This is a genomic window from Staphylococcus pseudintermedius, from assembly GCF_034042775.1.
In the GTDB taxonomy this organism is placed as follows: domain Bacteria; phylum Bacillota; class Bacilli; order Staphylococcales; family Staphylococcaceae; genus Staphylococcus; species Staphylococcus pseudintermedius.
Window position 1 is genome coordinate 297,969 of sequence record NZ_CP120150.1, and the last position, 13,044, is coordinate 311,012.

A 13,044-nucleotide genomic window follows, 5' to 3' on the forward strand; every position below is an offset into this window, starting at 1 on the left:
AGTGATTCCTCCTCGTTATAATGTTAACCCTAAACCGAAACCCTCTAGCGGCCCGTTATAATAGCCTCCTGATAGCGTTCGACCACTGTTTAGAAGGTGTGCATGAATAAACGCCTCCTTATAGTATGAACGTGGAGCTTGCGGTGTAATATCCAGATGAATCGTGTCGATGTGAAGCGATTTGAAGTATGTTTGCCAACGATTCAAACTGCGAATAATGACGTGATCATGTGGATATAACGTATTTAAAAGTTCCAGTTGCTGATGTGTCGGTGTGAGTAATAACCGTACGAGCGGATGACTCATGCCAAGAGCGGATTTGAGTGCCGAAATATTACGCTGTTCAACCCATGTCAGTAGCTGTTCACGTTCAGCTTGATGCTCAAGCAATAAATCGATGAGCTGGTAATGCCCAATCACGACATATTGAATTTCATCTTGTAAGTGTTGCGAGATAAATTGTTGGAACGTCTCAAAAGCATGGTACATTTCTTGAATATGTGGGCGATAACATTCCAGACCAAGTTGTGTTTGGACTTGATGGTGTCGCACAATCGGCCCCGTATAAGCCACAGCGGAATGATTAAGTTGATAATGTTGATAATAGCGCACAAGTTGATCGGTGAAATCATTGCGTAAAGCAAACAAAGTATCATCTGCCTGCCACACACTGCGCTCTTTCATTTGTTTTAAATCATCTGGAGACAGTTCATCCCACACGAGTGTTTCGATAAAAGCAGTCTCAATTGGTTCGAAATCATTGGCTGTTGCTAACTTTAAAAAGTCAATTTCATATTGTTTATTTTGTATGAAAGGTTGTCCCATTATCCACCCTCGCTTTCGTTCTCTACCAAGTTAAAGTATTTGAATAGAATATGACAATGGTAGCACAGAGATTTTCAGATTTCAACACATTTTTCTGAATATTTTATTTTTAGTTTCGGCTACTTGCCGTCATCATCATCAGACTGTCTCAAAATTGTTCGATTTGTACACGGCAATATGCCATGCCATAATGGTTCAAGCACGAGCATGCGTTGCACATATTCATTACCAATTTATCGCAATCGACTCAAAATAAAAAAATCGTATTTTGAAGCATCTAATTGTATAATTGAGAGGGTCAAGAAATTATATCAATAAGGAGCGTTCCGTATGAATTTCGAAAAATATATTGATCACACGTTGTTAAAACCAGAATCAACACGTGCACAAATTGACAAAATTATTGAGGAAGCAAAAGCATATCATTTCAAATCGATTTGTATTAACCCAACACACATCGCTTATGCTGCAGAAAAATTAGCAGATTCAGATGTGCTCGTATGTACAGTGATCGGTTTCCCATTAGGTGCGAACACGACGGAAACAAAAGTATTTGAAACAGAAGATGCGATCCGTAAAGGCGCAGATGAGATTGACATGGTGATCAACATTGGTGCATTAAAAGACCAACGTTATGATGACGTGCAAAAAGATATTGAAGCGGTCGTTAAAGCTGCAGAAGGTAAAACAGTTAAGGTCATTATCGAAACAGCACTTTTAACTGAAGAAGAAAAAGTAAAAGCATCTGAACTAACTAAAGCAGCAGGTGCCCATTTCGTGAAAACATCAACAGGCTTCTCTACGGGTGGCGCTACACCTGAAGATGTGAAGTTAATGAAAGATACAGTCGGCGAATCAGTAGAAGTGAAAGCAGCTGGTGGCGTACGTAACTTAGAAGACTTCAAAGCAATGATTGATGCAGGTGCAACACGTATCGGTGCAAGTGCCGGCGTACAAATTATGCAAGGTTTAGAAGTAGATTCAGATTATTAATCAAAGAATTCAATAAATGTGGGAGTGATTAAGATGACAGTACCTTTTCAACGCGTTCATTTAATTGTGATGGATTCAGTTGGGATTGGAGAGGGCCCAGACGCTAAAGACTTTAACGATGAAGGCTCACACACTTTAAAACATACGCTTGAAGGATTTGATCAAAAGTTACCAAACCTTGAAAAGTTAGGCTTAGGGAATATTGCGCCATTACCAGTGATTGACGCTGTTGATCATCCTTTAGCGTATTATACAAAATTAAGTGAAGCGTCAGTCGGTAAAGACACGATGACAGGCCACTGGGAAATTATGGGCTTGAACATTATGCAACCGTTCAAAGTGTATCCAGAAGGTTTTCCAGAAGAGTTAGTTCAAGAAATCGAACAACTTTCAGGCCGTAAAGTTGTCGCAAACCGCCCAGCATCGGGTACACAAATTATTGACGAGTGGGGCGAACATCAAATGAAGACAGGAGACTTAATCGTCTATACTTCTGCTGACCCTGTGCTTCAAATTGCTGCACACGAAGATGTCATTCCGTTAGAAGAGTTGTATGACATTTGTGAAAAAGTCCGTGAACTGACAAAAGATCCGAAATATTTAATTGGACGTATCATTGCGCGTCCATATGTTGGCGAACCCGGTAACTTCACACGTACAAGTAACCGTCATGATTATGCCTTGAAGCCATTTGGTAAAACAGTGATGAATACGTTAAAAGAAAATGACTATGATGTCATTGCGATTGGTAAAATTAACGATATTTATGATGGTGAAGGTGTAACTGAAGCCGTACGTACGAAAAGTAATATGGATGGCATGGATCAACTCATGAATATCGTCAACAAAGACTTTAAAGGATTAAGCTTTTTAAACTTAGTTGACTTTGATGCATTATATGGCCACCGTCGTGATAAGCCAGGCTATGCACAAGCGATTAAAGAATTTGATAATCGCTTACCAGAATTGATGGATGCATTGCATGAAGACGATTTATTGATTATTACAGCGGACCACGGGAATGACCCAACAGCACCGGGGACAGATCATACACGTGAGTACATTCCAGTCATCATGTATAGTCCGAAGTTTAAAGGCGGACAAGCATTAGAAGGCGATACAACATTTAGTTCAATCGGTGCAACAATTGCCGATAACTTTGGCGTAACATTGCCTGAGTTTGGACGTAGCTATTTAAATGAATTGAAATAATTGAGAGAAGTGGCTGATACCTGTAAATAGGTGTCGGCTGCTTTTTTATTTTGAATGTTAAGTGTTAAATGGACGTGAACTACCGGCTTGAACTTTATTTATACAAAGTCACTTATTATATTATCAATCGTTTATATTTTTGTTAATATGGTAGGAATCAATGTTTTAAAAGGAATATCTTTAACGGCAGTAAGGATTGAAGGAAGTTGACATCCCCATTGTAAACACATCAACTGGAAGGCATCACAGTACAAAACATGTAGAAACCCCTGCTTAATCATCTTTTATAAAAAAACACTTACACATACAGCATCGTCATTATCTGACAAAAGTTAGATCGTGGCGTATTTTTCTATATTAAATCATTGTAACTGTAAAAAAATAGTCATTCTATCTATCGGGCATGTTTGTTGTGTTGTGATAAACTAGAATAAAGTTTCAAAAAGTCTCATCATTGCAAAAGGAGCCAAAATCGATGTTTAATTTAACGATATTACTTTTGGAGCGTGTCGGACTCATTATTATATTGGCGTACATATTAATGAACTCAAAATACTTCAAGCATACGATGCAACAGCGACAAGCATGGGCATCAAAGTGGCAATTGTGTATCGTCTTTAGCCTCTTTGCGCTGTTGTCTAACTTTACGGGTATCGTCATTAAAAATGGCGATATTTTAGCGGGGAGCATTTATTTTCAATTAGATGATAATGTTTCTTTAGCGAATACACGTGTGCTGACAATCGGTGTCGCAGGACTGGTAGGAGGACCTTTTGTCAGTGTGTTTGTCGGCATTTTATCTGGTATTTTTCGCCTTTATATGGGTGGTGCAGAAGCATATACATATTTAATTTCTTCCCTATTTATTGGACTTATTTCTGGATATTATGGACGTCAAGCGCTCGAACAACACCAATATCCAACGATTGCGAGAAGTGCATTGATCGGTGGTATGATGGAAATTGTCCAGATGATTTGTATTTTTTCGTTCGCCCAAGACAAACAGTATGCGATGGACTTGATTGCTTTGATTGGACTGCCGATGATTGTCGTTAATAGTGCAGGTACAGCGATTTTTATGTCTATCATCAGTTCAACTTTGAAGCAAGAAGAACAAATGCGTGCCGTTCAAACACATGATGTATTAGAATTGACCAATCAAACGTTGCCTTATTTTAAAGAGGGGCTCAATGAAGACTCCGCAAAACACGTGGCGATGATTATTAAAGATTTGATGAAAGTATCGGCCGTCGCTATTACGAATCGACATGACATTTTGGCACATGTGGGGGCGGGGAGTGACCATCACATTCCTAAAAAAGAAATTATTACGCATTTATCTAAAGCGGTACTACAAACTGGTGAGCTTAAAGAAGTGCATACGAAAGAGGAAATTGGTTGCACGCATCCGCATTGTCCACTGCATGCCGCGCTAGTGATTCCACTTAAAATGCACGGGAAAGTGACAGGGACGTTAAAAATGTACTTTACGAATCCGACCAATTTAACGTTTGTCGAACGACAGTTAGCAGAAGGTTTGGCGGAGATTTTTAGTAGTCAAATCGAACTGGGAGAAGCAGAGATGCAAAGTAAGTTGTTGAAAGATGCGGAGATTAAATCCCTTCAAGCACAAGTGAACCCGCATTTCTTTTTTAATGCGATGAATACGATTTCAGCATTAGTACGTATTGATAGTGAAAAAGCGAGAGAATTATTACTCGAGTTGAGCCATTTCTTTCGTTCAAATTTACAAGGTTCGCGTCAAAACACAATCACTTTAGAGAAAGAGTTAAGTCAAGTGACGGCTTATTTATCACTCGAACAAGCGCGTTTTCCAGGACGATTCGATGTGACTTTTGATGTGCCAGAAAAGGTGAAACAAGCATCTGTGCCACCATTTTTAATTCAAATCTTAGTGGAAAATGCAGTCAAACATGCGTTTCCAAACCGTAAAAAAGGCAACACAATTAAAGTCGGGGCACGATTAAAAGATGCGCAACAACTCTATATTGAAGTGAGTGACAATGGACGTGGGATTCCACCAGATAAATTGACGCAATTGGGCCAAAAAGTGGTCGAGTCAGAGTCAGGAACGGGTAGTGCTTTAGAAAATTTAAATTTAAGATTAAAAGGTTTGTTCAGTGAGCAAGCCGCGCTACATTTTGATAGTGATGACACAGGGACGTGCGTATGGTGTACGTTACCTTATCAACAGAAGGAGGATTAAGTCATGCGTGCATTAATTGTTGATGATGAACCACTCGCGCGTAATGAATTGATATATTTATTGAATCGTATCGGAGGATTTGATGTTTTAGATGAAGCGGAAAATGTGAGCGAAACGATTGAAGCGTTATTAGTAAACGAATATGATTTGGTGTTTTTAGATATTAATTTAATGAATGAAAATGGGATTGAATTAGGTAAAAAAATACAGAAGATGAAAGCACCGCCTGCGATTGTATTTGCGACAGCGCATGACCAATTTGCGGTACAGGCGTTTGAACTGAATGCGACAGATTATATTATGAAGCCATTCGATCAATCTCGCATTGCGCAAGCTGTGGCAAAAGTGCGTGCACAGCAGGAAAAGTACGAAGACATGCATGTGCCACATTCAGCTGTGAAAGTAACGCAACCTTTACCGATTGAAATTGGTGAGCGTATTCATATGCTGAACCCTGTTGACGTGATTGGTATTTCGGTCAATCAAGGTGTGACCACGATTTATACGACGCAAGGTGAGTATGAGACACATGAGCCATTGAGTGCGTATGAGAAGCGATTGGATGAGGCACAGTTTATTCGGATTCATCGGTCGAATGTGATCAATCGACAGCATATTGAGGCGATTGAGCATTGGTTTAATTCGACGTACATGGTGACTTTGACGGATGGGGTGAAGATGCAGGTGAGTCGGTCGTATATGAAGAAGTTTAAGCAGGCGATGGGTTTAAAGCTGTGAGTGGAATGATGAGGAGTGAGACAGTCGGTTTGATGTGTCTCACTCTTTGATTTCATGAGTGGTATTTTAGAAATACTTGAAGATACATTTGTGGTTTTGGGGTAATCGTTGACTGCTGAATCGTGCTGCGCTTTCCAAGGGGCTGCCCCTCCAACTAAATTCGGCTTGATTGAGATGTACGCAGGATGGAAGCCAAATTGGATTTTGGGAGCGGTACAGAAATCTCATGTGTAACAAAGATTTCGTCGTACTGCCCCCGCAAGGCTGACTAGACTTCTCAAAAGCGAGCGCATTGAGAAGTCAGACAGCTACTGCGATAAACAGGAACCACTATTAAAGAGTAGAAATCATATTTAGATATTTATTTTATCCCTCGGGAGTCTTGCACGATTCTTGCAGTCTGGGTAAGTGCCTCAAGCTGGTCAATGGTGGGTTGAAATGATTAGAACGAAACTGCACCTCATGAAACAAAGCCCCCCTTCAGTATTCGAGGAGAGAAAGGATAGTGCGAGAGCTTGAATCGTGTTGCGCTTTCCGAGGCGATGACACCGGTCAACTATTTACCCCCTCATATATAGTGTTCAGTGAAAGGGAACAGGTTCGGATTGCTGAAAGTTGAGTGAGTTTAAAAAAGTATGCTTTGCGCCACTATATGACATTTAAATAGTGTGGTTGTTGGACAAGGGTGTGATTTTGTATTTCACGCCCCTTTTTTTGCATTTCGCGATGAAAACGGTATATGTGAATTTTTTCATAATATAATGAAGTCAATCAGAGACGCACGGGAGGTTGTAAAAGTGAAACAAAAAGAAGAGAAAACGTATAGTTTTTTACATCAAGTGTTAGTGATTGCATCAGTGTTGTTTGTTTCAAGTATTATTGAATCATTTATGCCGATTCCTATGCCGGCATCAGTGATAGGGCTCGTATTATTGTTCGTTTTATTATGTACAGGTGTGATCAAGCTCGGTCAAGTTGAAAAAGTAGGCACAGCGTTAACGAATAATATTGGCTTTTTATTCGTGCCTGCTGGGATTTCAGTTGTAAATTCATTAGACATTATTAGTGCAAGTCCGATTCTCATTATTGGCTTGATTATTATTTCAACAATTCTACTACTTGTATTTACAGGCTTTGCGTCACAAATTTTAATGCGTATGACGACGAAAGATAAAGTAGCAACACCGCCGCGTACGAAAGCGAAAGTGAAAGGAGCGCATTCACATGGTTAATCATCTCGCTATAGACACACCGTATTTCGGTATTTTATTATCAGTGATTCCATTTTTAATCGCAACTGTACTTTTTAAGAAAACAAATGGCTTTTTCTTATTCGCACCACTCTTTGTTGCGATGGTTTTCGGAGTAGCGTTCTTACACTTTACAGGTATTCCATATGAAAAGTATAAAATTGGTGGGGATATCATTAATTTCTTCCTCGGACCAGCGACAATTTCATTTGCGATTCCTTTATACAAAAAGCGTGATGTCTTGGTGAAACATTGGCACCGTATTATCGGCGGTATTGGGATTGGTACTGTATTGGCACTTGTTGGTATTTTCTTTGTCGCAAAAGCACTTCAATTCGGTAGTGACATTATCGCATCCATGCTTCCGCAAGCAGCAACAACAGCGATTGCACTACCTGTATCAGAAGGCATTGGCGGTATTAAAGAGTTGACATCATTAGCGGTTATTTTAAATGCGGTCATTATTTATGCGTTAGGTAATAAATTATTGAAATGGTTCCACATTGATGATCCGATTGCGAGAGGCTTATCTTTAGGAACGAGCGGACATACGTTAGGTGTAGCGGCAGCAAAAGAATTAGGACCAGTAGAGGAGTCAATGGCGAGCATCGCGATTGTACTGGTTGGGGTTGTCGTTGTAGCAGTTGTTCCGATTTTGACACTTATCTTCTTCTAGACACAATTCAATAGCATAAAAAATGTTGTACAGTACGTGTAAGTTGGAATGCGCGTCTGTACAACTTTTTTGTATACAGAATTGTCAAATATATCACAATAGTTTTTGCGTGAACGTTTTCATTGTAAAACTTATAATAGAAGAAAATAGGATAGAAGGTGAGCAAATGAAAAAGTTAATCCAGGATAAGACGCACTTTTTGCAAGACATGCTAGACGGGTTGAAAATTACAAATCCGAACATTGATGTCATTGCAGATACGGTCGTTGTACGTCAGCATAAAAAAACGTCTGGTGTCGCATTAGTTTCTGGTGGCGGCAGTGGTCACGAACCTGCACATGCAGGCTATGTTGGTGAAGGTATGTTAGATGCTGCGGTATGTGGTGAAGTGTTTACCTCGCCGACACCGGATAAAGTGTTAGAAGCTATTAAAGCGGTGGACAATGGAGACGGTGTATTACTTATTGTTAAAAATTACGCAGGTGACGTCATGAACTTTGAAATGGCTAAAGATATGGCAGCGATGGAAGACATTCAAGTCGAAATGGTCGTCGTAGGTGATGACATTGCGATTGATGATGTTGAAAAACGTCGCGGTGTTGCGGGAACGGTCTTTGTTCATAAATATGCCGGTTATTTATCAGAACGTGGTAAGAAATTAACAGAGCTGAAAACTGAAGTCGAAGCATTGATTGATCAAATTCGTACGATTGGGATGGCATTAACACCGCCTGCTGTACCAACGACAGGTAAGTATGGTTTCGATATTGAAGAGAGTGAAATGGAAATCGGCATTGGTATTCACGGTGAACGTGGGTTAGAACGTGTACCAGTTGAACCGGTAGAACAAATTGTGCAACGTTTGATTGAACAATTGAAAGCCGAAGTGGCAAGCGATGAATTGATTGTCATGGTCAATGGCATGGGCGGTACACCATTATCAGAATTAGATATTGTGACGAAATATGTCGCATTACAGTTAGAACAAGAAGGAAAGACTGTAAAAGGATGGTTTGTAGGTGATTATATGACATCACTCGATATGCAAGGCTTTTCATTAACATTTGTTCCTTATGATGAACACATATTATCAGCATTTCGCGCACCTACAACAAGTCGATTTTTTTAACATAATCCAGGAGGTTTCCAAGATGGACGTAGCAACTTTAAAAGAACGATTACTTGCATTAAAAGAAACATTTGAAACAGAAGAAGAGGCTTTGACAGAGTTAGACCGTGCGATTGGTGACGGGGACCACGGCGTGAATATGCGACGTGGTTTTGAAGCGCTTCCTGACCAATTAGACGACAGCTCGATGCAAGCTTTATTCAAAACGACAGGTATGACGCTCATGTCAAAAGTGGGCGGCGCGTCTGGACCATTATACGGTTTTAGTTTTGTTAAAATGGCGCAAGTTGCAAATGATGAGATTGATCATGACAACTTAGTCGAATTGTTAAAAGCATTTGAAGAAGCTGTAGCCCAACGCGGTAAAGTAACTTTAAATGAAAAAACAATGTATGACGTCATTGCACGTGCGAGAGAAGCGGTAGAACAAGGTGAGACTGTCGATTTAGCGACGTTACAATCATATGCGGATGCGACACGTGATATCGAAGCGACGAAAGGCCGTGCTTCATATTTTAAAAAAGACTCAATCGGGTATATTGATCCTGGTGCACAAAGTAGTGTTTACATTTTAAATGCACTGATAGGAGCTGATGAAGCGTGACACAAATCGTTTTAGTGAGTCACAGTGATAAAATTGCAGAAGGTACACAAGAACTCCTAGCACAAATGGCACAAGATGTGAATGTCGTTGCGATTGGTGGGATCGAAGGTGAAATTGGTACGTCTTTTGATGACATTTCCGCAGTGTTAAATGATATAAACGATGATGCGATTTGTTTTTTTGATATTGGTTCATCAGAAATGAATTTGGATATGGCGATTGAAATGTATACGGGGACACATCGTATTGAAAAAGTGGATGCCCCAATTGTAGAAGGCAGTTTCATTGCGGCAGTTGCCTTATCGACAGGTCAAACGATAGATGAAGCCATTGCATCTGTCGACGAAGCATTTTAATAACATCTATAGAAATAGGACAGCTTGAGCGCGTATCGCACGACAATGTTGTCCTATTTTTTAACGTTATTTAATTTTTTTCACAACTTCAGATTTTAAACCAATTTGTCCAAAACCAGGAATTTTACAGTCGATATCGTGGCCGTCTTCAGGGTCAACGAGTTTAATATTTTTTACTTTCGTTCCTTGTTTAATCATTTGAGAACTGCCTTTGATTTTTAAATCGCGAATGACTGACACCGTGTCACCATCTTGAAGTGGATTACCATTTGCATCACGGATGACGGCTTGTTCAGCAGCTGCTTCGAGTGTATCGTTTGTCCATTCATACGCACACATCGGGCAAATGTAAAGTCCGCCATCTTCGTAAGTATATTCAGAATCACACTGCGGACAGTTTGGGATTGCGGTTGTCATGTTAGAATCAACTACTTTCATTAAAAATATAAATCTAATCTAACACATTCTGAGTGAAAAGTATGTAACAAATTTAACGACATGTTACGATAATTGTATGAGACGCAATGAAGTGTCATACGGTCACTAACTAAAAGAAAGAGGGATGGAAGATGACAAAGTTTGATGTAGAAAACCCTTCAACAGGAGAAGTTATTAAAACTTATGCATTTACAGAAGAAGCTGAAATTCATCATAAAATTGAACGTGCGTATGAAGCGTATTTATCATGGCGTGAAGTCGATGCGCATGAACGTTCACGTTTATTATGGCAATGGTCAACTTTAATTAAAGAGAACCGTGAAGCATTAGCAGAATTGATTACACTTGAAGGGGGCAAGCCTTATCAAGAAGCATTAGGTGAAGTGGATTACGCTGTTGGTTATGTGGATTGGTATGCTGAAGAAGTGAAGCGCATTTACGGTCGAACGATTCCGGCTAATTCGCCAGATAAGAAAATTTTAGTGGATAAATTTCCGGTTGGGGTTGTAGGGGCCATTACACCGTGGAACTTCCCAGCTGCAATGATTACACGTAAAATGGCACCCGCGCTCGCAGCAGGTTGTACAATCGTATGTAAACCAGCGACACAAACGCCCATGACGACGATTCGTTTAGTCGAATTAGCACATGAAGCGGGCATTCCTGAAGATGCGATTTCATACATTTTAGCAAGTGGTAAAACAGCAGGGAAAATTTTCACTGAACATGAACTGATCAACAAAGTGACATTCACAGGCTCTACACCCGTCGGTAAAAAGTTAATCGAACAATCAGCAGCATCTGTAAAAAATGTCACAATGGAACTCGGCGGTCTGGCACCACTTATCGTGCATAAAGATGCCGACATTGAACATGCAGTCGAACAAACGATTAAAACAAAATTTAGAAATGCAGGCCAAACTTGTATTTGTGCCAACCGTATTTATGTACACGAAGACATTGCAGAAGAATACGAAAAACAACTCATTGAACAAGTCCATGCCTTAAAAGTAGGGGACGGTATGGAGAAAGATGTGAAAATTGGACCACTCATTAACCAAAAAGGCGTCGATAAAGTACTCGATCACATTCAAGATGCGGTTGAACATGGCGGTCAATTATCACGTGAATTAGAGGACATTCAAGCGCTAGGTGGTAACTTCTTAAAACCAGTAGTCATTACGAATGTTAACCATGATATGAAATGTATGCACGAAGAAACATTCGGTCCAGTAGCGCCTGTAATGCGTTTTGCTGATATTGATGAAGCGATTCATTTAGCGAATGATACAGAATTTGGATTGGCATCTTACTTCTTCACAAACGATTATCGTACAGGACTTTATATTTACAACAACTTACATTACGGTGTCGTAGGTTGGAATGACGGTGCACCATCCGCACCGCATGCGCCATTTGGTGGTGTGAAAGAAAGTGGTTACGGCCGTGAAGGTGGTATTGAAGGCATCGAACCTTATCTAGAGACTAAATACCTCTCAATCGGTACAAAAACTAAATAACGATTGATTGAATCAACTAAAGGCTGGGAGAACATATCTTCCGGTCTTTTTATTATCGAATCCTCCTTTAAATTCTTTATTTATGTTATGCTTTTATTAACTAAAATCGTATAAAAAAGGAGTAGCTCAATGATTATTTTACTTGCCATTTTAGGTTTTCTTTTTATACTTTTGCTCGTGATTCATATGTTTAAATTAGATGTTTTGATTGCCAATATCGACTTTGAACAAATTGATGAACGCTATCGTGATACTGTTCGGAGACGATGGTTGATTTGGACGGAAATGATGATAGCTATATTATTTGTTTGGAGCTTAGGCTTTTATTTGTATCATTTTTATACCGTTGTTTTCATTATAGGTGTTTTCTGTTGGGTTATCATATATTCAATCGGGTTGCATTATCTGACAAAAAAATTTAAAAATAGGTAAATCACAAAATTCCAGTTGATAATGATAATCTTTATCAATTATAATGAAAGAAGTTATCAATTGAACAGTGGGTCTGTATCGAATTGACAATCAAGGTACCTCATTTGGAGATAGATACAATAAGGGTGCAGTCGCAATCAGGGCGAATGCGTAAAAGGAGATGAAGTCCAATGTTTATGGCAGAAAACAAGTTGACATTACAAAAAGGTACAGCTGAGGCAACAATGAAGCGATTCCACCGTCGTCAAGGTATTGAGACGATTGATGGATTCATCGAAATGTATGTAACACAAACGAATGGTTTAAAAGAATATGATGAAGTGAAAATTTTAACGGTTTGGCAATCTGAGGCTGCATTTCGTGAATGGTTAGGCTCAGATGTGTTTAAAGCGTCACATAAAAATGTTAGGCAGCATCATGAAGAGAAAGAAAGCCCGATTTTGAAGAATAAAGTGTCTACATATCAAATTGGTTATCATTATGAAAAAGCACATGCATAGATAGATGGAAAGGGAATGGAATAAAAAAATTGATGCTATTGATGCAACATTTTGTTTAACTTGGCCTCTCGCTACGATTGGTTTTTGATTGCCTTTATGGCTGATCTTTCCTATGGGCTGGCCCTTCAACTCAATTCGGCTTGA

The 13,044-nt window shown here is 39.5% G+C and carries 14 protein-coding genes; 12 read left to right on the forward strand and 2 right to left on the reverse strand.

Going from position 1 to position 13,044, the window contains the following annotated elements; all coding sequences use genetic code 11:
* Nucleotides 1-15: 15 nt before the first annotated feature.
* Nucleotides 16-825: an ATP phosphoribosyltransferase regulatory subunit gene (locus tag P3U61_RS01185; protein WP_199569127.1), complete on the reverse strand. Its 810-nt coding sequence runs from the start codon at nucleotides 823-825 to the stop codon at nucleotides 16-18.
* 330 nt (nucleotides 826-1,155) lie between these two features.
* Here P3U61_RS01185 and deoC point away from each other — a divergent pair, with 330 nt between their 5' ends.
* From deoC to dhaM, 9 genes are all read left to right on the forward strand, one after another.
* Nucleotides 1,156-1,818 (forward strand): deoxyribose-phosphate aldolase, encoded by a 663-nt coding sequence (gene deoC / locus P3U61_RS01190; protein ID WP_014612903.1) that lies wholly within the window; start codon nucleotides 1,156-1,158, stop codon nucleotides 1,816-1,818.
* A 33-nt stretch (nucleotides 1,819-1,851) separates the two neighbouring features.
* On the forward strand, nucleotides 1,852-3,030 hold the full coding sequence (gene deoB / locus P3U61_RS01195; RefSeq protein WP_014612904.1) for a phosphopentomutase: 1,179 nt from the start codon (nucleotides 1,852-1,854) through the stop codon (nucleotides 3,028-3,030).
* Nucleotides 3,031-3,505: 475 nt separating this feature from the next.
* Complete coding sequence (locus P3U61_RS01200; protein WP_096533412.1) at nucleotides 3,506-5,257, forward strand: sensor histidine kinase; 1,752 nt, start codon at nucleotides 3,506-3,508, stop codon at nucleotides 5,255-5,257.
* A 3-nt stretch (nucleotides 5,258-5,260) separates the two neighbouring features.
* On the forward strand, nucleotides 5,261-5,995 hold the full coding sequence (locus P3U61_RS01205) for a response regulator transcription factor LytR (protein WP_014612907.1): 735 nt from the start codon (nucleotides 5,261-5,263) through the stop codon (nucleotides 5,993-5,995).
* Nucleotides 5,996-6,792: 797 nt separating this feature from the next.
* Complete coding sequence (lrgA, locus tag P3U61_RS01210) at nucleotides 6,793-7,227, forward strand: antiholin-like murein hydrolase modulator LrgA (RefSeq protein ID WP_014612908.1); 435 nt, start codon at nucleotides 6,793-6,795, stop codon at nucleotides 7,225-7,227.
* Nucleotides 7,220-7,921, forward strand: a complete 702-nt coding sequence (lrgB, locus tag P3U61_RS01215) for an antiholin-like protein LrgB (protein WP_014612909.1) — start codon at nucleotides 7,220-7,222, stop codon at nucleotides 7,919-7,921. The genes lrgA and lrgB overlap by 8 nt, the downstream gene beginning before the upstream one ends.
* Before the next feature lie 166 nt (nucleotides 7,922-8,087).
* Nucleotides 8,088-9,050, forward strand: coding sequence for a dihydroxyacetone kinase subunit DhaK (dhaK, locus tag P3U61_RS01220; protein WP_096533816.1), 963 nt, complete (start codon nucleotides 8,088-8,090; stop codon nucleotides 9,048-9,050).
* Between the two features lie 22 nt (nucleotides 9,051-9,072).
* Complete coding sequence (dhaL, locus tag P3U61_RS01225; protein ID WP_014612911.1) at nucleotides 9,073-9,654, forward strand: dihydroxyacetone kinase subunit DhaL; 582 nt, start codon at nucleotides 9,073-9,075, stop codon at nucleotides 9,652-9,654.
* Nucleotides 9,651-10,010 carry a dihydroxyacetone kinase phosphoryl donor subunit DhaM gene (gene dhaM, locus P3U61_RS01230; protein ID WP_014612912.1) on the forward strand — a complete coding sequence of 120 codons (360 nt, stop codon included), beginning with the start codon at nucleotides 9,651-9,653 and terminating at the stop codon, nucleotides 10,008-10,010. The genes dhaL and dhaM overlap by 4 nt, the downstream gene beginning before the upstream one ends.
* A gap of 66 nt (nucleotides 10,011-10,076) precedes the next feature.
* Here dhaM and P3U61_RS01235 read toward each other — a convergent pair whose 3' ends face one another.
* Nucleotides 10,077-10,427: a zinc ribbon domain-containing protein YjdM gene (locus tag P3U61_RS01235; protein ID WP_015729673.1), complete on the reverse strand. Its 351-nt coding sequence runs from the start codon at nucleotides 10,425-10,427 to the stop codon at nucleotides 10,077-10,079.
* A 152-nt stretch (nucleotides 10,428-10,579) separates the two neighbouring features.
* On the opposite strand from P3U61_RS01235, the gene P3U61_RS01240 reads away from it, so the two are divergent.
* The 3 genes from P3U61_RS01240 (at nucleotide 10,580) to P3U61_RS01250 (ending at nucleotide 12,900) form a co-directional block, all read left to right on the forward strand.
* Nucleotides 10,580-11,968: an NAD-dependent succinate-semialdehyde dehydrogenase gene (locus P3U61_RS01240; RefSeq protein WP_096536255.1), complete on the forward strand. Its 1,389-nt coding sequence runs from the start codon at nucleotides 10,580-10,582 to the stop codon at nucleotides 11,966-11,968.
* Between the two features lie 129 nt (nucleotides 11,969-12,097).
* Nucleotides 12,098-12,400, forward strand: a complete 303-nt coding sequence (locus tag P3U61_RS01245; protein WP_015729671.1) for a hypothetical protein — start codon at nucleotides 12,098-12,100, stop codon at nucleotides 12,398-12,400.
* 170 nt (nucleotides 12,401-12,570) lie between these two features.
* A complete protein-coding gene (locus P3U61_RS01250; protein ID WP_015729670.1) occupies nucleotides 12,571-12,900 on the forward strand; it encodes an antibiotic biosynthesis monooxygenase in 330 nt (109 codons plus the stop codon).
* The last annotated feature ends 144 nt before the right edge of the window (nucleotides 12,901-13,044 follow it).

Coding starts and splice junctions, on each gene's coding strand:
- P3U61_RS01185 (WP_199569127.1), bottom strand. CDS start 825: ATGGGACAACCTTTCATACAAAATAAACAATATGAAATTGACTTTTTA.
- deoC (WP_014612903.1), top strand. CDS start 1,156: ATGAATTTCGAAAAATATATTGATCACACGTTGTTAAAACCAGAATCA.
- deoB (WP_014612904.1), top strand. CDS start 1,852: ATGACAGTACCTTTTCAACGCGTTCATTTAATTGTGATGGATTCAGTT.
- P3U61_RS01200 (WP_096533412.1), top strand. CDS start 3,506: ATGTTTAATTTAACGATATTACTTTTGGAGCGTGTCGGACTCATTATT.
- P3U61_RS01205 (WP_014612907.1), top strand. CDS start 5,261: ATGCGTGCATTAATTGTTGATGATGAACCACTCGCGCGTAATGAATTG.
- lrgB (WP_014612909.1), top strand. CDS start 7,220: ATGGTTAATCATCTCGCTATAGACACACCGTATTTCGGTATTTTATTA.
- dhaK (WP_096533816.1), top strand. CDS start 8,088: ATGAAAAAGTTAATCCAGGATAAGACGCACTTTTTGCAAGACATGCTA.
- dhaL (WP_014612911.1), top strand. CDS start 9,073: ATGGACGTAGCAACTTTAAAAGAACGATTACTTGCATTAAAAGAAACA.
- P3U61_RS01235 (WP_015729673.1), bottom strand. CDS start 10,427: ATGACAACCGCAATCCCAAACTGTCCGCAGTGTGATTCTGAATATACT.
- P3U61_RS01240 (WP_096536255.1), top strand. CDS start 10,580: ATGACAAAGTTTGATGTAGAAAACCCTTCAACAGGAGAAGTTATTAAA.
- P3U61_RS01245 (WP_015729671.1), top strand. CDS start 12,098: ATGATTATTTTACTTGCCATTTTAGGTTTTCTTTTTATACTTTTGCTC.
- P3U61_RS01250 (WP_015729670.1), top strand. CDS start 12,571: ATGTTTATGGCAGAAAACAAGTTGACATTACAAAAAGGTACAGCTGAG.